Annotated in this window: 22 protein-coding genes; 9 read left to right on the top strand and 13 right to left on the bottom strand. The window is 65.7% G+C overall.

Annotation, left to right across the window (positions count from 1 at the left end):
- Positions 1 to 177 precede the first annotated feature (177 nt).
- From C8C94_RS07690 to C8C94_RS07675, 4 genes are all read right to left on the bottom strand, one after another.
- Positions 178 to 1170 carry a threo-3-hydroxy-L-aspartate ammonia-lyase gene (locus tag C8C94_RS07690; RefSeq protein WP_055401172.1) on the bottom strand — a complete coding sequence of 331 codons (993 nt, stop codon included), beginning with the start codon at positions 1168 to 1170 and terminating at the stop codon, positions 178 to 180.
- Positions 1171 to 1314: 144 nt separating this feature from the next.
- Positions 1315 to 2157: an enoyl-CoA hydratase-related protein gene (locus tag C8C94_RS07685; protein WP_055401170.1), complete on the bottom strand. Its 843-nt coding sequence runs from the start codon at positions 2155 to 2157 to the stop codon at positions 1315 to 1317.
- Positions 2158 to 2323: 166 nt separating this feature from the next.
- Positions 2324 to 3130 carry a hypothetical protein gene (locus C8C94_RS07680; protein WP_121420315.1) on the bottom strand — a complete coding sequence of 269 codons (807 nt, stop codon included), beginning with the start codon at positions 3128 to 3130 and terminating at the stop codon, positions 2324 to 2326.
- A 188-nt stretch (positions 3131 to 3318) separates the two neighbouring features.
- Positions 3319 to 4839 (bottom strand): helicase HerA-like C-terminal domain-containing protein, encoded by a 1521-nt coding sequence (locus tag C8C94_RS07675; protein WP_121420314.1) that lies wholly within the window; start codon positions 4837 to 4839, stop codon positions 3319 to 3321.
- Between the two features lie 158 nt (positions 4840 to 4997).
- On the opposite strand from C8C94_RS07675, the gene C8C94_RS07670 reads away from it, so the two are divergent.
- From C8C94_RS07670 to rng, 7 genes are all read left to right on the top strand, one after another.
- Positions 4998 to 5717 (top strand): YebC/PmpR family DNA-binding transcriptional regulator, encoded by a 720-nt coding sequence (locus tag C8C94_RS07670; RefSeq protein WP_010458745.1) that lies wholly within the window; start codon positions 4998 to 5000, stop codon positions 5715 to 5717.
- A 114-nt stretch (positions 5718 to 5831) separates the two neighbouring features.
- Positions 5832 to 7112, top strand: a complete 1281-nt coding sequence (purD, locus tag C8C94_RS07665) for a phosphoribosylamine--glycine ligase (RefSeq protein WP_121420313.1) — start codon at positions 5832 to 5834, stop codon at positions 7110 to 7112.
- Positions 7112 to 8083: an oxygen-dependent coproporphyrinogen oxidase gene (gene hemF, locus C8C94_RS07660; RefSeq protein ID WP_121420312.1), complete on the top strand. Its 972-nt coding sequence runs from the start codon at positions 7112 to 7114 to the stop codon at positions 8081 to 8083. The genes purD and hemF overlap by 1 nt, the downstream gene beginning before the upstream one ends.
- A gap of 194 nt (positions 8084 to 8277) precedes the next feature.
- The gene (gene rsfS, locus C8C94_RS07655) at positions 8278 to 9165 is read left to right on the top strand and encodes a ribosome silencing factor (protein ID WP_121420311.1); all 888 of its coding nucleotides are present in this window, start codon (positions 8278 to 8280) and stop codon (positions 9163 to 9165) included.
- 56 nt (positions 9166 to 9221) lie between these two features.
- The gene (gene rlmH / locus C8C94_RS07650; RefSeq protein ID WP_121420310.1) at positions 9222 to 9689 is read left to right on the top strand and encodes a 23S rRNA (pseudouridine(1915)-N(3))-methyltransferase RlmH; all 468 of its coding nucleotides are present in this window, start codon (positions 9222 to 9224) and stop codon (positions 9687 to 9689) included.
- A gap of 96 nt (positions 9690 to 9785) precedes the next feature.
- The gene (locus tag C8C94_RS07645; RefSeq protein WP_121420309.1) at positions 9786 to 10400 is read left to right on the top strand and encodes a nucleoside triphosphate pyrophosphatase; all 615 of its coding nucleotides are present in this window, start codon (positions 9786 to 9788) and stop codon (positions 10398 to 10400) included.
- Between the two features lie 30 nt (positions 10401 to 10430).
- Positions 10431 to 11918 carry a ribonuclease G gene (gene rng / locus C8C94_RS07640; protein ID WP_121420308.1) on the top strand — a complete coding sequence of 496 codons (1488 nt, stop codon included), beginning with the start codon at positions 10431 to 10433 and terminating at the stop codon, positions 11916 to 11918.
- A gap of 24 nt (positions 11919 to 11942) precedes the next feature.
- Here the strand turns inward: rng and C8C94_RS07635 are convergent, their stop codons facing one another.
- Complete coding sequence (locus C8C94_RS07635) at positions 11943 to 12551, bottom strand: glutathione S-transferase family protein (protein ID WP_121420307.1); 609 nt, start codon at positions 12549 to 12551, stop codon at positions 11943 to 11945.
- Positions 12552 to 12646: 95 nt separating this feature from the next.
- Here C8C94_RS07635 and C8C94_RS07630 point away from each other — a divergent pair, with 95 nt between their 5' ends.
- The gene (locus tag C8C94_RS07630; protein ID WP_121420306.1) at positions 12647 to 13597 is read left to right on the top strand and encodes a YafY family protein; all 951 of its coding nucleotides are present in this window, start codon (positions 12647 to 12649) and stop codon (positions 13595 to 13597) included.
- A gap of 187 nt (positions 13598 to 13784) precedes the next feature.
- On the opposite strand, the gene C8C94_RS07625 is transcribed toward C8C94_RS07630, so the two are convergent.
- The 6 genes from C8C94_RS07625 to kdpF all read right to left on the bottom strand — a co-directional run bounded on the left by C8C94_RS07625 (position 13785) and on the right by kdpF (position 21960).
- Complete coding sequence (locus C8C94_RS07625; RefSeq protein ID WP_121420305.1) at positions 13785 to 14495, bottom strand: response regulator; 711 nt, start codon at positions 14493 to 14495, stop codon at positions 13785 to 13787.
- Between the two features lie 21 nt (positions 14496 to 14516).
- Positions 14517 to 17249, bottom strand: a complete 2733-nt coding sequence (locus tag C8C94_RS07620) for a DUF4118 domain-containing protein (RefSeq protein ID WP_121420304.1) — start codon at positions 17247 to 17249, stop codon at positions 14517 to 14519.
- 67 nt (positions 17250 to 17316) lie between these two features.
- Positions 17317 to 17934, bottom strand: coding sequence for a potassium-transporting ATPase subunit KdpC (kdpC, locus tag C8C94_RS07615; protein WP_121420303.1), 618 nt, complete (start codon positions 17932 to 17934; stop codon positions 17317 to 17319).
- Between the two features lie 52 nt (positions 17935 to 17986).
- The gene (gene kdpB, locus C8C94_RS07610; RefSeq protein ID WP_121420302.1) at positions 17987 to 20053 is read right to left on the bottom strand and encodes a potassium-transporting ATPase subunit KdpB; all 2067 of its coding nucleotides are present in this window, start codon (positions 20051 to 20053) and stop codon (positions 17987 to 17989) included.
- Between the two features lie 21 nt (positions 20054 to 20074).
- Positions 20075 to 21868, bottom strand: coding sequence for a potassium-transporting ATPase subunit KdpA (kdpA, locus tag C8C94_RS07605; RefSeq protein ID WP_121420301.1), 1794 nt, complete (start codon positions 21866 to 21868; stop codon positions 20075 to 20077).
- Positions 21865 to 21960, bottom strand: a complete 96-nt coding sequence (gene kdpF / locus C8C94_RS07600; protein ID WP_010458774.1) for a K(+)-transporting ATPase subunit F — start codon at positions 21958 to 21960, stop codon at positions 21865 to 21867. The genes kdpA and kdpF overlap by 4 nt, the downstream gene beginning before the upstream one ends.
- A 500-nt stretch (positions 21961 to 22460) precedes the next feature.
- Here kdpF and C8C94_RS07595 point away from each other — a divergent pair, with 500 nt between their 5' ends.
- Positions 22461 to 23363, top strand: a complete 903-nt coding sequence (locus C8C94_RS07595; RefSeq protein ID WP_121420300.1) for a DMT family transporter — start codon at positions 22461 to 22463, stop codon at positions 23361 to 23363.
- Positions 23364 to 23384: 21 nt separating this feature from the next.
- On the opposite strand, the gene C8C94_RS07590 is transcribed toward C8C94_RS07595, so the two are convergent.
- Both C8C94_RS07590 and C8C94_RS07585 read right to left on the bottom strand, forming a co-directional pair.
- The gene (locus tag C8C94_RS07590; RefSeq protein ID WP_121420299.1) at positions 23385 to 24557 is read right to left on the bottom strand and encodes a pyridoxal phosphate-dependent aminotransferase; all 1173 of its coding nucleotides are present in this window, start codon (positions 24555 to 24557) and stop codon (positions 23385 to 23387) included.
- 55 nt (positions 24558 to 24612) lie between these two features.
- Entirely contained in the window at positions 24613 to 25554 is a 942-nt protein-coding gene (locus C8C94_RS07585; RefSeq protein WP_010458783.1) for a CysB family HTH-type transcriptional regulator, read from the bottom strand.
- Between the last annotated feature and the right edge of the window lie 8 nt (positions 25555 to 25562).

Below are 25562 nucleotides of genomic sequence, written 5' to 3'. Positions count from 1 at the left end.
GGCCTATGGTCTACAGGTAGAAATGAAAGGGGTGGCGGTATTTTGACGGTACTTGCGCCAGCGCCCGTAAAAACTGGCGCGGCCCAGGCCAGTGGACGCCGTGGAACTGGCTTCGCCAGGCCACTGGCGGCGTCCCCTTGAGGGGAAGGCGCCGCAGGCGACTCAGGGGGGCGCGGGCTAGTCCGCCAGAAACCGCGCATAGCGCGCCAGGTCGACGTTGCCGCCGCTGATGAGAACGCCCACGCGCTCACCGTGCAGCAGCTTGCCTCCGTTGTCAGCGCCCGAGAAGGCCTGCGCACCCGCATAGGCCAGGGCGCCGGTGGGCTCCACCACGATCTTCATGCGCTCGGCAAAGAAGCGCAGGGATTGCATGAGCTGTTCGTCGCTCACGCTGATGATGTCTTCGGCATGGTCGCGGATGATGGGGAAGGTGAGCTCGCCCAGCGCCTGGGTTTGCGCGCCGTCGGCGATGGTGTGGGGCGTGGGGATGCGCACGATGTGCCCGGCGCGCAATGACTGCTGGGCGTCGTTGCCCGTTTCGGGCTCGACACCCACCACGCGGCACTGGGGTGCCAGGGCCTGCGCGGCCAGCAGGCTGCCTGCCAGCAAGCCGCCACCGCCCACGCAGACAAACAGGTAGTCCAGGTCGGGCACTTCTTCAAACAGTTCTTTGGCGGCGGTGCCCTGGCCCGCAATGACGTGCGGGTGGTCAAACGGCGGCACCAGCGTCATGCCGCGCTCCAGCGCCAGGTGGCGGCTGATGGCTTCGCGGTCTTCGGTGTAGCGGTCGTAGGTGACGACCTGGGCGCCGTAGGCCCGTGTGGCCGCCATCTTGGAGGCGGGCGCGTCTGCGGGCATGACGATGACGGCGGGCATGTCCAGCATGCGGGCCGACAGCGCGATGGCCTGCGCGTGGTTGCCGGCCGAAAAGGCCAGCACGCCGCGCTCGCGCTGCTCATCGGTGAACTGGGCCAGGGTGTTGAAGGCGCCCCGGAACTTGAAGGCGCCGGTGCGCTGCAGGTTCTCGCATTTGAAGAACAGTTGCGCACCCAGCAGGTCGTCGGCGGTAGTGGAGCGCAGCACCGGCGTGTGGTGCGCCATGCCCTTGAGCCGGTGCGCGGCGGCGGCCACGTCGTCGTAGGTGGGCGGGGTGAGGCTGGGCAAGGTCATGGCGGCATCCCTGGTGGCGGGGCAAACGCTTGCCCCTTCAGCCCTCGGATGATAGCGGGTTGCCGCGTGGTTTCAATCCAAAATGGCCTTACGCGCTTGTGTGGCAAGCGCGAGCAGCTATAGATTTTGATGGTTGATGGTGGGTCAGCCCAGCTCGCTGAACCGTTGCAGCGGCGTCAGTGCCGGGAAGTCGCCCGCGCGCTTTTGCTTCATCGCCGTGACCGACTCGCGCACATGCTGGTTGCTCCAGATGGCGCCTTGCAGCCAGCCCATCTGGCGCAGGCTGTCTTCCACCGAATGGTCGCGGGCGTAGTTCACGGCCTGTTTGGTGCCCCAGATGGCCACGGGCGGCTTGCTGGCGATCTCTTGCGCGCACTGCAGCGCGGCGGCAAGCATCGCTTCTTGGGTCTCGAACACTTCGTTGACGAGGCCGTAGCCCAGGGCCTTGGCTGCGCTCAAGCGGCGGCCGGTGTAGGCCAGCTCTTTCACCACGCCCAGCGGGATCAGCTTGGGCAGGCGCTGCAGCGTGCCCACGTCGGCCACCATGCCGATGTTGATCTCCTGGATGCAGAAGAACGTGTCTGCCGTGGCGTAGCGGATGCAGGCGGCCGTCACCATGTCCACCGCGCCCCCGATGCAGCCGCCGTGGATGGCCATGATGACGGGGATGCGCAGGCTTTCGATGCGGGTGAAGGTGGCCTGCATGTCGGTCAGCAGGTCAAAGATGGCGGCGCGGCCCTCGGGGCTCTGGTCGTCCATGGTGATGGCGCCGCCAAAGGTTTCCAGTGCCATGCCTGCGCTGAAATGTTTGCCGGTGCTGCTGATGACCAGCGCCCGCGCTTCGCCCGCCTTGTTGAGCTGGGCCAGCACCTCGTCCAGCTCACGCCAGAAGGTGGGGTGCATGGTGTTCATGGCCTCGGGGCGGTTCAGCACCAGATGGGCCACGTGGTCGGTGATGCTGAGGGAAAAGCAGGTGAGGGTGTTCATGGGGTGCCACTGTAGACCGGTGAATGCAGGTCGGGTCGTCGCCTGGGTGACTTTGAGCTATTTTGGCTGCCAGCGCTTATCTGGTAAGCGCTGGCAGCTATGAAAACATGAGTGATTTTGCGCGCGTGCGGCAGAACGGGCGGCGGACGTCTACAGGCACAGTCTGTCAATCGCCGCCCCCGCCACCACAGCCGCCGCCATCCCCTCCGCCATCGCTTCCACCTCCATCCGAGCTTTCGGCGCCGCCAAAGTCGCCCGAGCTGCCGCTGTAGCTGCCGTCCGAGAAGCTGGTGCCGCAGTAGCTGTCTCCCCCGCTGCCACCCGCGTCGCTCTTGCGGGCGATGTCGGAGCAGTCGGGCACGTAGGTGAAGCCGCCTGCAATGGCGAACTTGGCATCCAGCGCAAACAGCAGGGGCAGGCGGCTGGGGGCCTTGGGGTCGATGGACTCCTCCTTGCATACCCAGTACCAGCAGCGGCGCAGGCCATCGTTGTGGCGCGCCTTTTTACCCAGCGCCTCGGCGGGGGTGTGGTGCAAAAAGAAACCCAGGGCGTTGTGGCACCAGGCTTTGTAGGCCTGGGTGTGCAGGATGAACTCATGCCACAGCGCATCGACCGCCTTGGAGGGCATGGCCACAAACTGTTTGTTGCCGCGCAGGCAGGCCATGAAGAACTGGCGCAGGCCGCGTTCGACCAGCTCGCAATCCCGGGTGCTCAGGTGGGGGTAGGTTTCGCGCAGCTTGCGCTGCAGAAAGCGGGGCAGGGGGGCCTCGCGGATATAGCGCTGCCGTACCGCGTTGGTCCACTGGATCACCAGGGCGGTGATGATGACTGTGGCCAAAAAATACAGAATCCAGGGCCACCGCAGGCGCCAGGCGCCCGCGAAGATCCCGACGATGGCGGCCACCCACACGGCAATTGCCAGCAGCACGACCTTGCTTCCCCACCACAGCAGAGCGTTTTCGATGCGCTTCATCGTCCCTCCCTTTTTGTTGTTGTGTGGCGATTTCACGGCTGTTTGGTGACTGATTGATGACATTTTGGGTGGTGTCGCCAGATGGTCACGCGGGGGCTACCCCCAGCACCATCGCATGCCGAAGCTGCCGTGATGGGGCCGTACTTGGAGGCGCTGAGCAGGGGGGCGGAATCTGTTCCCCCCTGTGTTCAACGGCGCTTGCTGCCTCCGAAGATGCTGCCCAGCACCCCGCGCAGGATTTCCTTGCCGATGGTGGTGCCCATGGTGCGCACCGCCGACTTGGCCATGGTCTGGGCCAAGCCGTCGCGTTTACCGCCGCGCGGGCCGGTGCTGCCAAACAGCACGTCGTTGAGCCCGCCCATCAGGCCGCCGCCGCTGTCTTCCGTGTTGGCGGGTGCACCTTTGCCATTGGCAGGTGTCTGCGCACTGGCTTCGGCGGCGCGGCCCTTGAGTTTTTCGTAGGCCGACTCGCGGTCCACCACTTTTTCGTACACGCCCGCCACCAGTGAGTTGGCCACCAGCACCTGGCGCTGCTGCGCTGTGATGGGGCCGAGCTGGCTGCCGGGCGGCAGCACGAACACCCGCTCGGTGACGCTCGGGCGGCCCTTGGCATCCAGGAAGCTCACCAGCGCCTCGCCAACGGCCAGTTCGGTGATGGCGGTCTCGATATCGAGGCCCGGCTTCTGCCGCATGGTGGTGGCCGTGGCTTTGACGGCCTTCTGATCGCGCGGGGTGAAGGCGCGCAGCGCGTGCTGCACGCGGTTGCCCAGCTGGGCCAGCACGCTGTCGGGAATGTCCAGAGGGTTCTGCGTGACGAAGTACACGCCTACGCCCTTGGAGCGCACCAGGCGCACCACCAGCTCGATGCGCTCGATGAGCACCTTGGGCGCCTCGTTGAACAAGAGGTGGGCCTCGTCGAAGAAGAACACCAGCTTGGGTTGCTCGGGGTCGCCAATTTCGGGCAGCTGCTCGAACAGCTCGGATAGCATCCACAAGAGGAAGGTGGCGTACAGACGCGGCGAGTTCATGAGCTTGTCGGCCGCCAGGATGTTCACCACGCCATGGCCGTCCACTGTCTGCATGAAGTCCTGGATGTTGAGCATGGGCTCGCCAAAGAACTGCGTGCCGCCCTGCTGCTCGATCTGCAGCAGCCCGCGCTGGATGGCGCCCACGCTGGCGGCGCTGACGTTGCCGTATTCGGTGGTGAACTCTTTGGCGTTGTCGCCCACGTACTGCAGCATGGCGCGCAGGTCTTTCAGGTCCAGCAGCAGCATGCCGTTGTCGTCGGCGATCTTGAACACCAGGTTGAGCACGCCTAGCTGTGTTTCGTTCAGGTTGAGCATGCGGCCCAGCAGCAGCGGGCCCATGTCCGACACCGTGGCGCGCACAGGGTGGCCCTGTTCGCCAAATACGTCCCACAGCGTGGTGGGACAGGCCAGGGGGGCGGGCAGGGGAAGGCCCCGCTCCTTGAGCACTGCCGCCAGCTTGTCGCCAATCTTGCCGGGTTGGCTGGCGCCGGTCAGGTCGCCCTTCACGTCGGCCATGAACACTGGCACGCCAATGCGCGAGAAGTTTTCGGCCAGGGTCTGCAGGGTCACGGTCTTGCCGGTGCCAGTGGCGCCGGTGATGAGCCCGTGGCGGTTGGCCAGGCCGGGCAGCAGGTGGCATTCGATGGTGTCGTGCTTGGCAATCAGGAGGGGTTCGGCCATGGCGGAGGTTCCGGGTGGAGGCAAAAGTAGGACTTGCGCAAACAAGGATGCACAAACTGCGTATCCACAGGGCAGGCTTCTTGCCTGATCCCGATTTGCGCAAGTCGTAAAAAGTAAAATCGCGGTCAGTAGATTAAATCAATACAAAAGGACTTCTCGTGGCAGGACACAGCAAATGGGCGAATATCCAGCACCGCAAAGGGCGGCAGGATGAAAAACGCGGCAAGATCTGGACCCGCATCATTCGTGAAATCACTGTGGCTGCCCGCTCGGGCGGCGGCGACCTGTCTGCCAACCCCCGCCTGCGCCTGGCGGTGGACAAGGCCAAGGCGGCCAACATGCCCGCCGACCGCATCAAGTACAACATCGACAAGGCCACGGGCAACGCCGAGGGATTGACCTACGAGGAAATCCGCTACGAGGGCTATGGCATTGGTGGCGCAGCGATCATGATCGACACGATGACCGACAACCGGGTGCGCACCGTGGCCGAAGTACGACACGCGTTCAGCAAACACGGTGGCAACATGGGCACCGAGGGCTCGGTGGTTTTTCAGTTCAAGCACTGCGGCCAACTGATTTTTGCCCCCGGCACCAGCGAAGACAAGGTGATGGAAGTGGCGCTGGAGGCGGGGGCCGAAGACGTGGTGACCGACGACGACGGCGCAGTAGAGGTGCTGACCGCCCCCGCCGACTTTGAAGCCGTGAAGAATGCCCTGGAAGCGGCAGGCCTGACGCCCGAAGTGGCGGGCGTGACCATGCGGCCTGAAAACACCATCGAACTGACGGGCGACGACGCGGCGCGCATGCAGCGGCTGCTGGATGTGCTGGAGGACCTGGACGATACCCAGGAGGTCTACCACAACGCTGCCCTGTGACATTGCGCCTGTGGACCGCCGCTTTTTTCTTGCGCTGACTTGTTTTCCGACTGATATTTCCCCGAACCCCGCCAAGCAGCCCAGCGCTGCGAGCAGGGTTCACCAAAGGTTCCTATGAAAGTACTTGTGATTGGTGGCGGCGGCCGTGAACACGCGATGGCGTGGAAATTGAGCCAGTCCCCCAAGGTGACCAAGGTGTTTGTGGCGCCCGGCAATGGTGGCACGGCCTTGAACCCAAAGCTCGAAAACGTGGCCATCACCGACGTGCGCGAACTGCGTGTGTGGGCGCAGGCCGAAAAGATCGCACTGACGGTGGTGGGCCCCGAGGCGCCACTGGCGGCGGGTGTGGTCGATGAGTTCCGTGCCAATGGCCTGCGCATCTTCGGCCCCACCAAGGCTGCTGCCCAGCTCGAAAGCTCCAAGGCCTTTTCCAAGGCCTTCATGCGCCGCCATGGCATCCCCACGGCCGACTACGACACCTTCACCGACCCCGCTGCGGCCCACGCGTTTGTGGACCGCCTGGGCGCCCCCATCGTCATCAAGGCCGACGGCTTGGCGGCGGGCAAGGGCGTGGTCGTGGCCATGACGCTGCAGGAGGCCCACGATGCGGTGGACTTCATGCTGGTGGACAACAAGTACGGCGTGACCCACAACGAAGGTGGCGCGCGCGTGGTGATCGAGGAATTCCTCGAAGGCGAAGAAGCCAGTTTCATCGTGCTGTGCGACGGCAAGAACGTGCTGGCCCTGGCCACCAGCCAGGACCACAAGCGCCTCAAAGACGGCGACGAAGGCCCCAACACCGGCGGCATGGGTGCGTATTCGCCCGCTCCCGTGGTCACGGCCGATGTACATGCCCGCGCCATGCGCGAGATCATCCTGCCTACGATTCGGGGCATGGAAAAGGACGGCATTCCCTACACCGGTTTTCTGTATGCCGGCCTGATGATCGACGCCAAGGGCCAGCCCAAGACGCTCGAATTCAACTGCCGCATGGGCGACCCCGAGACGCAACCCATCCTCATGCGCCTGAAAAGCGACTTCAGCGACGTGATGGCTGCTGCCGCTGACGGCAAGCTCGACCAGATGGAACTGCAATGGGACCGCCGCACCGCACTGGGCGTGGTCATGGCCGCCCATGGCTACCCGGAGAACCCGCGCAAGGGTGACCCCATCACCGGCCTGCCAGCCGAGGCGGACGATGCCGTGGTGTTCCATGCGGGCACGCAGCTGAAAGACGGTGTGGTCAGCGTGACCGGTGGCCGCGTGTTGTGCGTGACGGTGCTGGCCGACAGCGTCAAGCAGGCGCAGCAGCGTGCCTATGACGTGGCGCGTGGCATCCAGTTTGATGGCGCGCAGTACCGCCGCGATATCGGCTTCAGAGCACTCAAGAGCTGATGGCAGACGTTCAGACCTTGAACCCCGCCGACACAGTGGCGAGGGTGCGCGGCTATCTGGTGGGTCTGCAGGCGCGCATCACCGACGCGCTCGAAGCCGTGGAAGGCGAGGGCGGTGCACGTTTTCTGGTCGACGCCTGGAGCAAACCCCCCGGCGAGCCGCTGCAGGGCGACGGTATCACCAAGATCATGGAAGGTGGCCGGGTGTTCGAGCGCGCAGGCTGCGGCTTCAGCCATGTGCGCGGCCCCCAGCTGCCACCCTCGGCCACGCAGCACCGGCCCGAGCTGGCGGGCGCACCGTTCGAGGCCATGGGCGTGTCGCTGGTGTTCCACCCGCGCAATCCCTACGTGCCGACGGTGCACATGAACGTGCGCATGATCGCGGCTGGCCACCCTGGGCAAACGCCGACCTGCTGGTTTGGCGGTGGCATGGACCTCACGCCGTACTACGGCTTTGAGGAAGATGCGGTGCACTTTCACCGCACCTGCCGTGATGCCTTGGCACCCTTTGGTGACGACAAGTACCCCCGCTTCAAGCAATGGTGCGATGAGTACTTCTACCTGAAACACCGCAGCGAGCAGCGTGGCGTGGGTGGCGTGTTCTATGACGACTTCTCGGAGCTGGGCTTTGAACAGAGCCTGGCCATGACGCAGTCGGTGGGCGATGCCTTCCTCAAGGCCTATCTGCCCATTGTCGAAAAGCGCCAGAACCTGCCGTTTGCTGAGCGCGAACGCGACTTTCAGCTCTACCGCCGGGGCCGCTACGTAGAGTTCAACCTGGTGTGGGACCGGGGCACGCACTTTGGTCTGCAGTCGGGTGGGCGCACAGAGTCCATTTTGCTGTCCATGCCGCCGCTGGTGTCGTGGTCTTACCAGCGTTCTGATGCGGCCGATTCCGCCGAAGCCGACCTCACGCAGCGCTTTCTGGTGCGGCGCGACTGGCTGGCTGGCGAGTCTGCTGGAGCGGTTTGAAAGCCTTGAAAAGCGCAAAAGCTATAATTTCAATAGCTGCCCGCGCTTTTCACACCAGCGCAAGAGGCCAAAAACACCTCAAACTGACGCAGCGCCAACGCGCAACAGCTGCGCAACACCCAAGGCGCAGCCCCACTGGTTGCGCGCTGCGTTGCACGCTATATTGATTCCATTTCCTCTCTAATCACCGCCTGATGACCACCTCCACCAAATCGGAAACCGCCGCCAAAAAAGACGTCACCAAACTCCAGCGCGCCATCGTTGATGGACTGGAGGACGTCAAGGCGCAAGACATCCAGGTCTTCAACACCGAGCATCTCTCGCCGCTGTTTGAACGGGTGATCGTGGCATCGGGCACCTCCAACCGCCAGACCAAGGCCCTGGCCGCCAGCGTGCGCGACGCGGTCAAGGAAGCAGGCTTTACCAAGCCGCGCATCGAAGGTGAAGACAACGGCGAATGGATCATCGTGGACTGCGGCGCCGCCGTGGCGCACATCATGCAGCCCGCCATCCGCCAGTACTACCGCCTGGAAGAACTGTGGGGCGACACGCCTGTGCGCCTGAAGCTGGGCGCCGCCAAGCCTGTTTCCAGCGCCGCCACCGAATTGGCCGAGAAGAAGTCGGCCCAGAAGGCTGCCAAGTCCGACGCCAAGGCCGCTGGCAAGGCGCCCGCCAAGAAGGCCGCTGCACCTGCGGTACCCGCCCGGTCGGGCAAAGCCACGGTCAAGGCCGTTGCCAAAACAGCCGCCAAGTCCGCTGCCGCTCCTGCCAAATCTGCTGCCAAACCCGCAGCCAAGACAACAGCAAAAGCACCTGCCAAAGCCATCGCCAAGGCCCCAGCCAAGGCGCCCGCAAAAAGCGGCAGCACTGCCAAGGCCGCACCGGCCAAGGCGCCCGCAAAGCCAACCACCGCCGCCAAGAAGCCCGCAGCCACCAAGGCACCGGTCAAGACCGTGGTCGTCAAGCCATCGGCCCCCCGCAGCAAGACCGCTGCCGCCGCCAAGACCGGTGCCAAGCCCGCACCCGCACGCGGCGGAGCCGCCGCCAAGCCCGCTGCCAAGAGGGCGCCAGGCCGCAAGTGATTGCAGCCTCGGCCCATCGACGACCGCCCTTACCCGCGCACCGAGCCTGAGTTGCCATGAAGCTGCTGATCGTGGCCGTGGGCCAGCGCGTGCCCGACTGGGCGCAGACGGCGTACGACGACTACGCCAAGCGGTTTCCGCCGGAGCTCAAGGTCGAACTCAAAGCCGTCAAGACCGAACCACGCGGCTCCAAAACGCTGGAGACTCTCTACGCCGCTGAGCGCGAGCGCATCGAAGCGGCAATCCCCAGGGGCACCCGCGTGGTGGCGCTGGACGAGCGCGGCACCAACCTCACCACCAAGGCCCTGGCCGAGCGCCTGAAGGGCTGGCAGCTGGGCAGCGACGACGTTGCCTTGGTCATCGGCGGCCCCGACGGGCTCGACCCGGCGTTTCGCCAGGGTGCGCATGAACGCATTCGCCTGTCGGACCTGACCTTGCCCCATGCCATGGTGCGGGTGCTGCTCATCGAGCAGCTGTACCGCGCCTGGTCGGTGAATGCCGGGCACCCCTACCACCGAGAATGAGGCCTGGATCGGGGTGTGGGTGGAATACTATATTTTTTATAGCTGCTAGCGCTTGATGGGTAAGCGCTAGAGCCGATTTTTAATCAAAATCTGTTCATGCCTGACTTCATCTACCTTGCCTCCCAAAGCCCCCGTCGGCGCCAGCTGCTCGAACAACTGGGCGTACGCCACGAACTGCTGCTGCCCAATGTGGAGGGTGACGAGTCCGAGGACGCCGAAGCCATCGAGGTGGTGCTGCCCGGCGAAGCGCCTACGGCCTATGTGGAGCGCGTGACGGGCCTCAAGCTCGACGCTGCCGTGGCCCGGCGCGCCCGCCGTGGTTTGCCCGATGCGCCCATCCTGTGCTCTGACACCACCGTGGCCCTCGGCCGCACCATCTACGGCAAGCCCGACGACGCGCTCCATGCCGCGCGCATGCTGGCCGAGCTGGCGGGCCACGAGCACCGCGTGCTCACCGCCGTGGCGCTGCAGGTGGGCCCCAAGCGCCTGAGCGCGCTGTCGGTGTCGCGCGTCACTTTTGCCGCGATGACGCCCGCGCAGATCGACGCCTACGTCGCCACTGGCGAGCCACTGGGCAAGGCGGGGGCGTATGGCATCCAGGGCCGGGCGGCGGCGTATGTGGAGCACCTGGCGGGCAGCTATTCGGGCATCATGGGGCTGCCGATGTACGAGACGGCACAGCTGCTGCGCGCGGCAGGTTTCGCCATCTAGGCGACAGCAACAACAGACAACAACAACGCCATGCAACAAGACATCCTGATCAACTGGTCGCCCCAGGAAACCCGCGTGGCCGTGGTGGAGCACGGCGCCGTGCAGGAGTTGCACATCGAGCGCACGCTGGAACGTGGCCTGGTGGGCAATGTCTATCTGGGCAAGGTCTCGCGCGTGCTGCCGGGCATGCAGTCCGCCTTTATCGACATCGGCCTGGAGCGTGCGGCCTTCTTGCATGTGGCCGATGTGTGGCAGCGCCAGCCCGATGGCGAGCCGCCAGCATTCGCCCGCAAGAACGAGCCGCAGGTGCCGATTGAAAAGCAGGTGTTCGAGGGGCAGGCGCTGATGGTGCAGGTCATCAAGGACCCGATTGGCACCAAAGGCGCACGACTGTCCACGCAGATCAGCGTGGCCGGGCGCCTGCTGGTGTTTCTGCCGCAGGACGACCATGTGGGCGTGTCGCAGAAGATTCCGCCTGCCGAGCGCGATGCGCTGCGCGCGCGGCTGCAGGCGCTGGTGGGCGATAAATCCACGGGCGGTGGCGGCGGCTTCATCCTGCGCACCAACGGCGAAGATTCCACCGATGCCGAACTGGCCGAAGACATCGCCTACCTGCGCAAGACCTGGGCGCGCATCAAGGAGGCATCGCTCAAGCTGCCTGCCATGTCGCTGCTCCATCAGGATTTGGACCTGCTGCAGCGCGTGCTGCGCGATCTGGTGGGTGACCATACGCAGACCATCCGGCTCGACTCGATGGAGCAGTTCCAGCGCCTGCGGGCGTTTGGGCAGGAGTTCATGCCAGCGGCTGCCGGCAAGCTACAGCACTACAAGGGCGAACGCCCGATTTTTGACCTGTACTCCATCGACGAAGAGGTGGCCAAAGCCCTGGGGCGCCGCGTCGATTTGAAGTCTGGCGGCTATCTCATCGTGGACCAGACCGAGGCGCTCACCACCATCGATGTGAACACCGGTGGCTACGTGGGGGCACGCAACTTCGACGACACCATCTTCAAGACCAACCTGGAGGCCGCCCAGGCCATTGCCCGCCAGCTGCGCCTGCGCAACCTGGGCGGCATCATCATCGTGGACTTCATCGACATGGTGCGCGACGACCACCAGCAGGCCGTGCTGGCGGAGTTCAAAAAGCAACTCGCCCGCGACCGCGTGAAGACCATGGCGGGTGGCTTCTCGCAGCTGGGTTTGGTGGAGATGACGCGCAAGCGCACGCGCGAATCCCTCGCCCATATGCTGTGCGAGCCCTGCGAGGCCTGCCAGGGCAAGGGCAGCGTGAAGACCGCGCGCAGCGTGTGCTACGACATCCTGCGCGAGATCCTGCGCGAAGCCCGCCAGTTCAACCCGCGCGAATTCCGCGTGGTGGCGTCGCCCCGCGTGGTGGAGCTGTTCCTGGACGAGGAAAGCCAGCACCTGGCTGGTCTCTCGGACTTCATCAAGAAGCCGATCTCGCTGCAATCCGAGAGCGCGATGGGGCAGGAGCAGTACGACATCGTGCTGCTGTAGCGCCCATCGTTCTGCGCGCCGTCTTCAAGCGTCGATCTGCATCGCCGGGCGTGCCTGCACCCGCGCCAGCCAGGCCTGCACATGCGGGTGCGCGTTGACGGGGGCGCCCAGGTACAGGCTGTAGCCCAGCACCGAGCCCACTACTAAATCCACCAGCGAATAGTCGGCACCCAGCATCCAGGTCTGCGCAGCCAGCCGCGCGTCCAGCACCGCTAGCAACTCGCTCAGTTGACGCAGGAGGGCTTCTGCTTGGGCGGCGTTGCGCCAAACCTCTTCGCCTTGGGTTGCCACATGCAGGCGTCCCACGAGCGCACCATAGGTCACATACGCCCATGTGCACCACGACAGGGCCTGCAGCGCCTCGGGCGTGCCCGCAGCGGGCCACAGCCCGCGCTCAATGCCAAAGCGATGGCCCAGCCAGAGGTGGATGGCCAGGGCCTCGAACATGGGGGCGCCGTCCACGGTCAAGGTGGGCACCTTGCCGTTGGGGTTCAGGGCCAGGTACTCCGGGCGGCGCTGCTCGCCGGTGCGGATGTCGATCTTCACGCGTTCGTGGGGCACGGCCAGCTCGGTCAGGGCGCAGGCGATGGGGGTGGCGCTGGACATGGGATGCCAATAGAGAACGATGGACATGGAAAGCTCCTTGGGTGGTTGTGGAAGAAAAGGTGGTGCCACTGTAAAAGCCATTGCGGACAATTTCAGTCCGCAATAGAAAGTAAAGTCGCGCCATGCTCACTTCATCAACCCGCCTGCTGCGTCTGCTCTCCTTGCTGCAGACGCGCAACCACTGGATGGGGCCGGAACTGGCCGAGCGCCTGGAAGTGCACCCGCGCACCTTGCGGCGCGACATCGACCGTCTGCGCCAGCTGGGCTACCCCGTGCATGCCAGCAGCGGCGTGGCGGGCGGCTATGCCTTCCGGGCCGGTCAGGCGCTGCCGCCCTTGCTGCTGGATGACGACGAAGCGCTGGCCGTGTCGATTGCCCTGCGCACTGCCACGGCCGGCGCGGTCGGCGGCATTGAAGAGCCCGCACTTCGGGCCCTGGTCAAGCTGGAGCAGGCCATGCCCGCCCGCCTGCGGCAGCAGGTGGATGCACTACGCTCCACCATCCTGCCCATGGACCGTGTCGGGCCGGTGGTGGATGCCTCGTTGCTGGCCACGCTGGCGTCGGCCTGCCGTGACCAGTTGCGCCTGGCGTTCACCTACGGCGACAGCAAGGGCCGCAGCGCCGAACGCAGCGTGGAGCCCCAGGGCCTGGCCCATACCGGCCACCGCTGGTACCTGGTGGCGTGGGACCGGGTGCGGGAGGACTGGCGCACCTTCCGTATCGACCGCATCGTGGGGGCTCCCACGGTGGGTGCCCATTTCGCGCCCCGGGTGTCGCCCGATGGCGGGGATCTGAAGGCATACGTTTCACGTTCGATTGCAGTGGCGCCCCATGCCGAACAGGCGCGCATTGTGTTGCATGCACCGTATCAAGAGATGGCCAGACGCATTCCGCAGTCGGCAGGTGTGGTGTCGGCGCTCGATGAGGGGCAGCGGTGCCAGCTGGAATGCGGCGCCAACGATTCGCTGGTGTACTGGCTGATGGCACTCGATGTGGAGTTCAAAGTGCTGGCACCCGTTTCGTTGAAGGAGCGCTTGCGGGTGGCGGGGGAGCGGGCCTTGCGCTGCGCCTGAAGTGAAACACCCCCTGAGTCGCTTCGCGCCTTCCCCCTCTCTCACGTTGCTTCGCCATCTGTGAGGGGTACGCCCCCAGCGCGGCGGCACTGGGTTTGGGCTGCGCCAGTTTCATGCATCGCGGGCGGCGCACAACGCAACGGACAACTACGGTTTCATATTTTTGAAAGCAAATGGGTATGAATGCTCAAGGCACGAAACGGTACCCGATGCCCGCCTCGGTCCGCAAATGCTGGGGCATGGAGGCATTGAGTTCCACCTTCTTGCGCAGGTTGGCCATGTGCACGCGCACGTAGTGCGTGTCTTCGGCATGGCCTGGCCCCCATACCGCCTTGAGCAACTGCTGGTGCGTGATCACGCGGTCGGGCTGTGACGCCAGGTGCGTGAGCAGCTTGTACTCGATGGGCGTGAGGTGCAGGGCCTCGCTGCCATCCTCCCCCGTGCGGCGCTCTACCGTTCGGCGGGCCAGGTCCACGGTGACGGGGCCGAACTGGATAACGGGTGTGGCCTCGGCGCTTGAGGCCCGCTGGCTGCGGCGTAGCTGGGCGCGCACGCGGGCCATCAGCTCGCCCGAGCCGAACGGTTTGACCAGGTAGTCGTCGGCCCCCGCATCCAGGGCCGCGATCTTGCTGGCTTCGGTGCTGCGGGCCGAGAGCACGATGACGGGCATGGCCGACCAGGTGCGCAGGTCGCGGATGAGGTCCACGCCGTCGCCATCGGGCAGGCCCAGGTCCAGCACCACCAGGTCGGGGCGGCGCGTGCCAGCTTCGATCAGGCCGCGCTGCAGGGTGGCGGCCTCGTGCACGGTGTGGCCTTCGCTCTCCAGCGTCAGGCGCACAAAGCGGCGGATGTCGGCTTCGTCTTCGACGATGAGGATGTGGGTGGGTAGGTCGGTCATGGTGGTTGCGGGGCCGTGCCGTCAAACGTCGCTGTTGGTATCGGTATCGGTGCCCAGGTCGGTGGGCGGTGTGCCGCGTGGCAGCAGCAGCGTGAAGCGTGCGCCCGCAGGTTGGCCCTGGGCGTTGAGGATGGTATCGCCCCTGATGCTGCCGCCATGCGCCTGCACGATGGCGCGGCAGATGGCCAGCCCCAGGCCCACACCGGGCGTGGCGCTTTCGCGGGCGCCACGCTCGAACTTTTCAAACAGCAGCTCCTCGCGGCCTTTGGGCAGGCCGGGGCCTTCGTCGGTGATGGTCAGTGCCACCGCATCGCTCTGGGCCTGCGCCCCGATGTGGATGGCCGTGCCGGCGGGCGTGTACTTGGCGGCGTTTTCCAGCAGATTGACCAGCACGCGCTCCATCAGCACGGCGTCGATCTGCAGCAGCGGCAGGTCGTCGGGCAGGTGCACGTCCACACGGTGGGCGCCCATGGCGGGGGCGCTGGCAGCCAGCGCACTGCCCACCACTTCTTCCAGCGGCTGCCAGGCCTTGTTGAGCTGCACGGCCCCAGCCTCCAGGCGGGCCATGTCCAGCAGGTTGTTGACCAGCGCGCTCATGCGCTGGGCCGATTGCTGGATGGCGCCGGTCAGCTCCTGCTGGTGGGCGGGCAGGGGCGGCTGCACCATGGCCAGTGATTCGGCCAGGCCGACCAGTGAGGCCAGCGGCGTGCGCAAGTCGTGCGAGATGGCCGAGAGCAGCGAGTTGCGCAGCCGCTCGGACTCGATCTGCACCGTGCTTTTTTGCGCCACATCAATGTAGTGGATGCGCTCCAGCGAGATGGCCAGCAGCGATGCACAGGTCTGCAGCAGGCGGCGCGGTTCCACCCCTGGCACCTGGCCCTGGGGCATGGCCACCACCAGCACGCCGCGGATGCGCATGGGCGCCTTGAGCGGCAGCACCAGCGTGGGGCTGGAGTGCAAGGTGTCCGTACCCCGGCCAGCAGGCTCACCGCGCTCAAACGCCCATTGCGCCACGGCCATGTCCACCGGCGCGCTGCCACCGGGCAGTATCTGAAGGCGGTTGTCGTCGTCAGCCACCACCAAAGTGCTGCCTGCGTTGAACTCGCCGGTCATGAACCGCGCGCCGATTTCGGCCACTTGCTCGGGCAGCAGCGCGGCAGACAGGTCGCGCGCCATGTCGTACAGGCTGCGCACGCGGTGTTCGCGCTCGGTGGCGGACTCTGCCTGCACCTTGAGCCCGGCGGTGAGCTGGCCCACTACCAGGGCCACCACCAGCATCACGGCGAAGGTGACGAGGTACTGCGCGTCACTGACCGCAAACGTGAAGCGCGGCGGTACAAAGAAAAGGTCGAAGAACGCCACACCCAGAATGGCGGCCATCACGGCAGGGCCGCGTCCAAACCGCAAGGCCACGCCCACCACCACCAGCAAAAACAGCATGACGATGTTGGTCAGCTCCAGCACATCGGCCAGCGGCGTGGCCACCACGGCGGCAATGCAGCAGGCCAGGGCCGCCGCCAGGTAGCCAGGCCAGAAGGCAGTGCCCTTGTTCGTGGTTTCAGGCGATGCATTGGAGGTGGGGGCGCGCGCCAGGCCTGCGCGGGCGGGCAGCGTGCCCACCTGCAGCAGGTCGAGGTCGCTGGCCAGATGCCCCACCTGGTCGGCCAGCGTGGTCTGCCAGGGCCAGCGGCGTGCGCTGCGGCCCATGACCACGCGCACCAGGTTGTGCTCGCGCGCATAGCGCACCAGGGCCTGCGCAGGCTGGGCAGCAGGCAGTACCGCGCAGGCCACGGCCCCCAGCTGTTGCGCAAGTTTCAAGGTGCGTTCCACCTGCGGATGCAGCGTGGCCGACCGGCCTTGCTGCTCGGGCGTCTCGACATGCACGGCGTGCCAGGGCAGGTCGAGCTGCGCGGCCAGACGTGCGCAGCTGCGCACAACCTTTTCGGCGTTGTCGCCCGTGCCCACGCAGGCCAGCAGGGCCTCGCGGTTGGGCCACACGGCTTCGGCAGTGGTGGTGCTGGCGCGGCGGTAGGCGCGCATTTCATCGTCCACCCGGTCGGCGGTGCGGCGCAGGGCCAGCTCGCGCAGGGCCAGCAGGTTGCCTTTGCGAAAGAAGTTGGCGGCGGCGCGTTCGGCCTGCTGGGGCAGGTAGACCTTGCCGGCCTTCAGGCGCTCGAGCAGTTCGTCGGGCGGCAGGTCTACCACCACCACTTCGTCGGCCGCGTCAAAAAACTGGTCGGGCACGGTCTCCCACACGCGGATGCCGGTGATGCCGCTCACGATGTCGTTCAGGCTCTCCAGGTGCTGCACGTTCATGGTGGACCACACGTCGATGCCTGCGGCCAGCAGTTCTTCGGCGTCTTGCCAGCGCTTGGGGTGGCGCGAGCCTTGCACGTTGCTGTGGGCCAGTTCATCGAGCAGTACCAGGCCCTCGGGGTGCTCTGCGCCCCAGGCCAGGGCGGAGTCCAGGTCAAACTCGGGCAGGGTGCGGTCTTTGTAGGGCAGGGCGCGCAGCGGCAGGCGGGGCAGGTGCGCGGTCAGCGCCTCGGTGTCGGCCCGGCCATGCGTCTCGACCACGCCGATGGTGACGGGCAGGCCCTGCGCTTGTGCGGCCCTTGCCGCCGACAGCATGGCGAAGGTCTTGCCCACGCCCGCGCAGGCGCCGAAGAACACCTTGAGCCGCCCGCGCTGCTGCTGGGCCTGCTCTTGCTGGATGCGCTGCAGCAGCGCGTCGGGGTCGGGGCGATCCTGCATGGGCACAGTGTACTCGTCAATTTTGAATCAAATTGGCCTCTGGCGCTTGTCCGTCAAGCACAAGCAGCTATTGTTTTGGTAGCGATTCGAGTGCCAAGTTCAAAGCCAGCACGTTCACACGCGGCTCGCCCAGCACACCCTGCCAGGGGCTTTCGGTGTGCTGCTGCACCAGGGCCTGCACCTGCGCCAGCGGCAGGCCACGGGCCTTTGCCACGCGGGCTGCCTGGTAGTCGGCAGCGGCGGGGCTGATCTGCGGGTCCAGCCCGCTGGCCGATGCGGTGACCAGGTCCACGGGCACGGGGCGGGTGTTGCCAGGGTCCGCAGCACGCAGGGCCTCGATGCGGGCCTTCACGGCATCTGTCAGCGCCGGGTTGGTGGGGCCCAGGTTGGAGCCGCCCGATGCCGATGCGTTGTAGGGCATGGGCGCCGTGGTTGAAGGGCGGCCCCAGAAGTGGCCGGGTTCGGTGAACGACTGGCCGATGAGCTCGGAGCCTACAGTCTTGCCACCCTGGGTGATCAGGCTGCCATTGGCCTGGTGGGGGAACGCGGTCTGCGCCACGCCGGTGACGAGCAGTGGGTAGAGCAGGCCGGTGATGAGGGACAGCGCGGCAAACAGCGTGAGGGCAGGGCGCAGCAGGCCGCTTGGGCTGGCGGGCACGTCGTCGCGGGGGATACGGATAGGCATACGATTTTCCTTGTCAGTGATTGGGGGGCGGTGTCTTTGGTTGGGGCACGGCTCAGGTCAGACCTGCGGCGGCCAACACCATGTCAATCAGCTTGATGCCAACGAATGGCACCACCATGCCCCCCAGCCCATAAATGGCCAGGTTGCGGCGCAGCAGCGCGGCGGCACCCACAGCGCGGTAGGCCACGCCCTTCAAGGCCAGCGGGATCAAAAAGATGATGATCAGCGCGTTGAACACCACGGCGGACAGAATGGCCGACGAGGGGCTGGCCAGGTGCATGAAGTTCAGCGCCGACAACTGTGGGTAGGTGGTGACAAACGCCGCCGGGATGATGGCGAAGTACTTGGCGATGTCGTTGGCAATGCTGAAGGTGGTGAGCGAGCCGCGCGTCATCAGCATCTGCTTGCCGGTCTCCACAATCTCGATGAGCTTGGTGGGGTTGCTGTCCAGGTCCACCATGTTTCCGGCCTCCTTGGCGGCTTGTGTGCCCGTGTTCATGGCGACGGCCACGTCGGCCTGGGCGAGGGCGGGGGCGTCGTTGGTGCCGTCGCCCGTCATGGCCACCAGCTGCCCGGCCGTTTGGTAGCTGCGGATGAGCTGCAGTTTCGCTTCGGGCGTGGCCTCGGCCAGGAAGTCGTCCACGCCTGCCTCGGCAGCAATCGCGGCGGCAGTGAGGCGGTTGTCGCCGGTCACCATCACGGTCTTGATGCCCATGCGGCGCAGCTCGGCAAAGCGCTCCTTGATGCCGCCCTTGACCACGTCTTTGAGCTCCACCACGCCCAGCACGTGGGCACCATCGGCCACCACCAGGGGGGTGCTGCCCCGGCGGGATACGTCGTCCACCGCCGTCTGCACGGCGGTCGGAAAGCGCCCACCCAGCGCCTCCACATGCTTGCGGATAGCGTCTGCTGCACCTTTGCGCAGCAGGCGCGGGCCGGGCAGGTCCACCCCGCTCATGCGGGTCTGGGCGGTGAAGTGCACGAACTGGGCGCCCATGGCCTCGATGTCGCGCTCGCGCAGGTTGAACTTCTGCTTGGCCAGCACGACGATGCTGCGGCCTTCGGGCGTTTCGTCGGCCAGCGATGCCAATTGGGCGGCGTCGGCCAGGGCGGCATCCGTGACACCCGGGGCCGAGATGAACTGGCTGGCCTGGCGGTTGCCCAGGGTAATGGTGCCGGTCTTGTCCAGCAGCAGCACGTCCACGTCGCCTGCAGCCTCCACCGCGCGGCCTGAGGTGGCGATCACATTGGCCTGCATCATGCGGCTCATGCCCGCCACGCCAATGGCGCTGAGCAGGCCAGCAATCGTGGTGGGGATCAGGCACACCAGCAGGGCCACCAGCACCACCAGGCTCACAGGCTCGCCCGCACCGCTGGCCTGCACGCTGAACAGCGAGAACGGCAGCAGCGTGACCACCACACCCAGGAACACGATGGTGAGCGCCACCAGCAAAATGGTCAGCGCGATCTCGTTGGGTGTCTTGTGGCGCTTGGCGTTCTCCACCATGGCGATCATGCGGTCCACGAAGGTCTCGCCGGGGTTCACGGCCACGCGCACCACGATCCAGTCGGACAGCACGCGGGTGCCGCCAGTCACGGCCGAGAAGTCTCCGCCCGATTCGCGGATCACCGGGGCGGATTCGCCGGTGATGGCGCTCTCGTCCACTGAGGCCACACCATCGATCACCTCGCCATCGGCAGGGATGGTGTCACCCGCCTCCACCAGCACCACATCGCCCTTGCGCAGGTTGGCAGCCTCCAGGGGCAGCCAGGTCATTGCGGTGCGTGGGGTGTTGCGGTCAAACTGGCCGTCCAGCTTTTTCGCCCAGGTCTGCTTTTTCAGGCCGCGCAGCGAAGCCGCCTGGGCCTTGCTGCGGCCCTCTGCCATGGCCTCGGCAAAGTTGGCGAACAGCACGGTGAACCACAGCCACAGCGCCACGGCAGCGGTGAAGCTCTCAGGTTTGCTGGCGGCCAGCGCGGTGGTGAAGGCGCTGCCCACGTACACCACAAACATCACGGGGTTGCGCCATTGCACGCGCGGGTCCAGCTTCTTGAAAGCCTCCAGCAGCGCGGGGCGCACCAGGGCGGGGTCGAACAGGGTCAATGTTTTGCGAGTCATCACAATCTCCCAGCTATCTTCTTAACGTGGCCAGAGCATCAAATGCTCGACCACCGGGCCCAGCGCGAGGGCGGGCACATAGTTCAACAGTCCGACCAGCAGCACCACACCGCCGAGCAGCACCACAAACAGTGGGCCGTGCGTGGGCAGGGTGCCGTCGGTGGCGGTGGCGCGCTTCTTCGCGGCCAGGGCGCCGGCCATGGCCAGCACAGGCACGATCACGCCAAAGCGCCCCAGCCACATGGCCACGGCCAGCAGCGTGTTGTAGAACGGGGTGTTGGCCGACAGGCCTGCAAAGGCGCTGCCGTTGTTGTTGGCGGCGGAAGACAGCGCATACAGCACCTCGCTGAACCCATGCGCGCCCGGGTTGGCCAGGCCAGCGCGGCCCGCCTCGCTCATCACCGCTACGGCAGTGCCCAGCAGCACCAGCAGCGGGGTGATGAGGATCGCGATGGACACAAGCTTCATCTCGTGCGCCTCGATCTTCTTGCCCAGGTATTCGGGCGTGCGGCCAATCATCAGCCCGGCAATGAACACGGCCATGATGGCAAACACCAGCATGCCGTACAGGCCCGAGCCCACGCCGCCAAATACCACCTCGCCCATCTGCATGAGCACCATGGGCACCATGCCGCCCAGGGGGGTGAAGCTGTCGTGCATCGCAATCACCGCGCCGCAGCTCGCGGCTGTGGTGATCACTGCGAACAGGGCCGAGGCGGCGATGCCAAACCGCGTTTCCTTGCCTTCCATGTTGCCGCCCGGCTGCAGCGCGCTGGCGGCTTGGTCCACGCCCAGCGAGGCCAGAAGCGGGTTGCCCTGCTGCTCAAACGTGGTGGCTGCCGCCACTGCGACCAGGAATAGGAGGCTCATCGTTGCCAGAATCGTCCAGCCCTGGCGCTCATCGCCCACCATGCGGCCAAACACCAGGCACAGCGCGGCGGGGATGAGGAAGATCGCCAGCATCTGCAGCAGGTTGCTGGCGGCCGATGGGTTCTCGAACGGGTGGGCCGAGTTGGCGTTGAAGAAGCCACCGCCGTTGGTGCCCAGCATCTTGATGGCGAGCTGTGAGGCCACGGGGCCCATGGCCAGCGTCTGGGTGGTTTGTGTGGCGGGCTCGGTGACCGGGGCGCCTTGTGCGTCGAGCACGGGATGGCCTGCGCTATCGAGCTTGGGGGCGTCGTAGTGGACGGGCTCCAGCGTCTGTGCCTCGGTATAGGGTGACAGGTTCTGGATCACGCCCTGGCCTGCAAACACTACGGCCAGCACCAGCGACAGAGGGAGCAGCACCCACAGCGTGGCACGGGTCAGGTCGGCCCATACGTTGCCGATGGATTGTGCAGAGTGCCTTGAAAAACCACGCACCAGTGCAATGACCACCACAAGACCTGTGGCGGCAGACAGAAAGTTCTGCACCGTCAGCGCCAGCATCTGCGTGAGGTAGCTCATGGTGCTCTCGCCACCATAGCCTTGCCAGTTGGTGTTGGTGACAAAGCTGATGGCCGTGTTGAAGGCCGAGTCCGGCGACACGGCAGCCATGCCTTGCGGGTTGAGGGGCAACACCGCCTGCCAGCGTTGCAGCGCATACACGGCCAGCACGCCCAGGCCGTTGAACACCAGCAGGCCCAGCGCGTAGCGCAGCCAGCCAGTTTCTTCGTCGGGCCGCACGCCAGCCAGTTTGAACAGCGGCCCCTCCAGCCGCCGCCCCAGGGCAAAGCGGCCTGCCATGACGGCGTCAATCCAGCGCGCCAGCGGCCAAGCCAGCGCCAGCAGCAGTGCCATAAACACTGCCAATTGCAGCCAGGCACCGGTGCTCATGAAAAGTCCTCCGGCCGCAGCAGCACAGCGACCAGGTACACCAACAGGGCAGCAGCCAGCACGGCCGCCAGAATCATCCAGCCGCTGGTCATGACCGCCCCCCTTGCGCTTGCTGTTGCAGCCGCGCGCAACCCTGGGCCAGCCCATAGACAGCCAGCCAGAGCAGGCCTGCTGCCGCCAAAAATATCCAGTCCATAGCGTCCTCCTTGAGACATGGACCGATGCTAGGAATGGCCGCATCAAGATGGGCGCAAGAGTGCGGGGTGGGGTATTAAGATCGCATCAAGATGCGCGGGCGCGCGGCCGGACTATCAAACAGGTGTGTGGTGGTGTGCTATTTAATTGATAGCTATTGGCGCTTTATCTTCCTGCGCTAGAGGCTGTTTTTGCTCTGATTCACCTTTGCGCGGGGCACGGGCTGGCTGGTGGTGGTGCAGGCGCTGGGTGTGTCTGCTGCTGCACGCCTTGCTGGGGCACACACTGAGGCTTTCTAGCACGGGAGCCGGGTCACAGTAGTGCTTGGATGCCAGCCCGGAGCCAAGGCGCTCGCAAGGTGAGATCATCCCCACCCCGGTTTTCGTTTCTTTTCTTCATGACCCAGGCCACTCCACTCCGTCCCAGCGCTTCCAGTCCGCTCAATTCGCTGGTCCCTTTGCTTTTTGTGGCGCTCTGGAGCACCGGCTTTATCGGCGCCAAGCTGGGGCTGCCGTATGTGGAGCCACTGACCTTTCTGGCGCTGCGGTTTGCCATCGTCATCGTGCTCATGCTCGCGGTGGTCGCCGTGGCGCGTGCGCCGTGGCCGCCAACCGGAAGGGCCTGGCTGCACATTGGGGTGTCGGGCCTGCTGGTGCATGGCGTGTACCTGGGCGGGGTGTTCATGGCCATCGGGCACGGGCTGCCGTCAGGCATCACGGCGCTGGTGGTGGGGTTGCAGCCACTGCTGACAGCCCTGGTGGCCGGGGCTTTGCTGGGCGAGAAGGTGCGGCCGGCCCAGTGGGCGGGCCTGGCCCTGGGCTTTACCGGCGTGGCGCTGGTGGTGGCCGGCAAGGTGGCCACCGTGCCAGCCAATGCACTGATGGGCATGCTGCTGCCCGCTGTGGTCGCGCTGCTGGGCATTACGGCCGGCACGCTGTACCAGAAACGGTTCTGCCCCTCGTTCGACTTGCGCACGGGATCGGTGATTCAGTACCTGCCCTGTGCCGTGGCCATGGCCGCCGTCGCCTACGCCACCGAATCCATGGCCATATCGTGGACGGGAGAGTTTGTGTTTGCGCTGGGCTGGCTCGTGCTGGTGCTCTCGCTGGGGGCCGTGAGCCTGCTGAACCTGCTCATCCGCCGGGGCGGGGCAGTGAACGTGGCCAGCCTGTTCTACCTGACCCCGCCCACCACGGCGCTGATTGCCTGGGCCATGTTTGGCGAGACGCTCAGCGGCTGGGCGCTGGTGGGGATGGCGTTGGCAGTGGCGGGGGTGTGGCTGGCGCGGCAGACGAGGTAGGGCCTCAATAGGCCCTGCAGATCACAGCTTGCGAAGCCGCTCCAGCGCGGCGCGCAGCGTTTCGTCCTTCTTGGCAAAGCAGAACCGCACCACGCGCTGGTCAAACCCGTCGCCATAGAACGCCGACAGCGGAATCGCAGCCACGCCCACCTCGCGGGTGAGCCACTGGCAGAAATCGGCCTCGTTCAAGTCGCTGATCGCCGATATGTCCACGCACTGGAAGTAGCTCCCGGTACTGGGCAGTAGCTTGAAGCGCGAGCCCGCCAAACCTTCGCGGAACAGGTCGCGCTTGGCCTGGTAGAACGCGGGCAGCTGCAGGTAGGGAGCCGGGTCCTGCAGGTACGCGGCCAGGCCATGCTGCATGGGCGTGTTCACAGTGAACACGTTGAACTGGTGCACCTTGCGGAACTCGGCCGTCAGCGCTGCGGGGGCGGCCACGGTGCCGACCTTCCAGCCCGTGACGTGGAAGGTTTTGCCAAAGCTCGACACGATGAAGGCGCGGGCGGCCAGGCCTGCAAAGCGCGCGGCGCTCTGGTGGTCGGCGCCGTCGAACACCATATGCTCGTACACCTCGTCGCTGATCAGCAGGATGTCGGTGGGCGCGAGCAGGTCTTCGAGCTGGCGCATTTCCTCGGCCGTCCAGATGGTGGCGCTGGGGTTGTGCGGGCTATTGATGAGGATGGCGCGGGTGCGCGGCGTGATGGCGGCGCTGATCTTGGCGAAGTCGGGGCGGAAGGTGCCGGGCGTGAGCGGCACGCGCACGGCTTTGCCACCGGCCAGCTCGATGTTGGGCACATAGCTGTCGTAGCAGGGGTCGAGCACGATCACCTCATCACCCGGGTGCACGATGGCGAGTATGGCGGTGATGATGGCCTGCGTGGCGCCCGCAGTGATGGTGATTTCGGTGTTGGGGTTATAGGCGCGGCCGTGCAGCGCCTCGATCTTGCGAGCCACGGCCTCGCGCAGCGTAGGGATGCCGGGCATGGGCGGGTACTGGTTGTGCCCGGCCTGCATGGCGGCGGTGACGGCGTTCACCAGCTCAGGGGCGCATTCAAAGTCTGGAAAGCCCTGGCCCAGGTTGACGGCCTTGTGTTCGGTGGCCAGGGCCGACATCACCGTGAAGATGGTGGTGCCGACGTGGGGCAGCTTGCTGGGGAAGGCTGGGGTGCGGGCGGCAGCGTTAGCTTGGGTCATGGCGCAACAACGTAAAAATCAAAGGTGTTTTGAAGACAGGCGAACTACGGCGAAGTCACAGCTCATAGTCGTTGACGTGCCCCGTCATCGCACGTGCGATAAGGTCGCGGCTCAGCCGGTCGCTGAGCAGTTCGGCAAATTTATAGACAAAGTTGCGCAGGTAGGCGCTGCGCTTGAAGGCAACGCGTGCCACGCTCTGCCCGAAAAGGTGGCCCACAGGGCGCACGGCTAGGTCGCCCACCGGGTCGTCGCGCATGGCCATCTCGGCCACGATGCCGATGCCCAGGCCCAGGCGCACGTAGGTTTTGATCACGTCGGAGTCGATGGCTTCGAGCACGATGCGCGGCTGCAGCTTGCGGGCGGCAAAGGCTTGGTCGATCTTGCCCCGGCCGGTGAACGATGGGTGGTAGGTAATCAACGCCTCATGCGCCAGGTCGTCCAGGCCGATGCGTTCTTTTTGCGCGAGCGGGTGGTCGTTGGGTACCACCAGCACGTGCTGCCATTCGTAGCAGGGCAGGGTGACGAGTTCGGGGTAGTCGGCCAGGGATTCGGTGGCCATGCCGATCTCGGCCACTTCGTCGATCACCATGCGCGCTACCTCGTGTGGCGTGGCCTGGTGCAGGCTGATGTTGACCTTGGGATAGGCCTCGCGCAGGCGGGCCACGGGCACGGGCAGCACGTAGCGGGCCTGGGTGTGGGTGGTGGCGATGCTCAAGGTGCCACTGTCTTGCGCGCTGAACTGTTCGCCAATGCGCTTCAAGTTACCCACCTCGCGCATGATGACTTCGATGCTTTTGAGCACGTGCTGGCCGGGCTCGGTGATGCGCTTGAGGCGTTTGCCGTGGCGGGCAAAGATGTCTACGCCCAGTTCTTCTTCCAACTCGATGATGGCCTTGGACACGCCCGGCTGGGAGGTGTGCAGGGCCTTGGCGGCTTCAGTCAGGTTGAGGTTGCGGCGGGCGGCCTCTTGAACGAAGCGGAATTGGTGCAGGTTCATATCTGATA

The organism is Acidovorax sp. 94 (genome assembly GCF_003634645.1).
Taxonomy (GTDB): Bacteria; Pseudomonadota; Gammaproteobacteria; order Burkholderiales; family Burkholderiaceae_C; genus Acidovorax; species Acidovorax facilis.
Note: the sequence above shows the minus strand (reverse complement) of the source record. Positions and strands in the feature narration are given on the sequence as shown.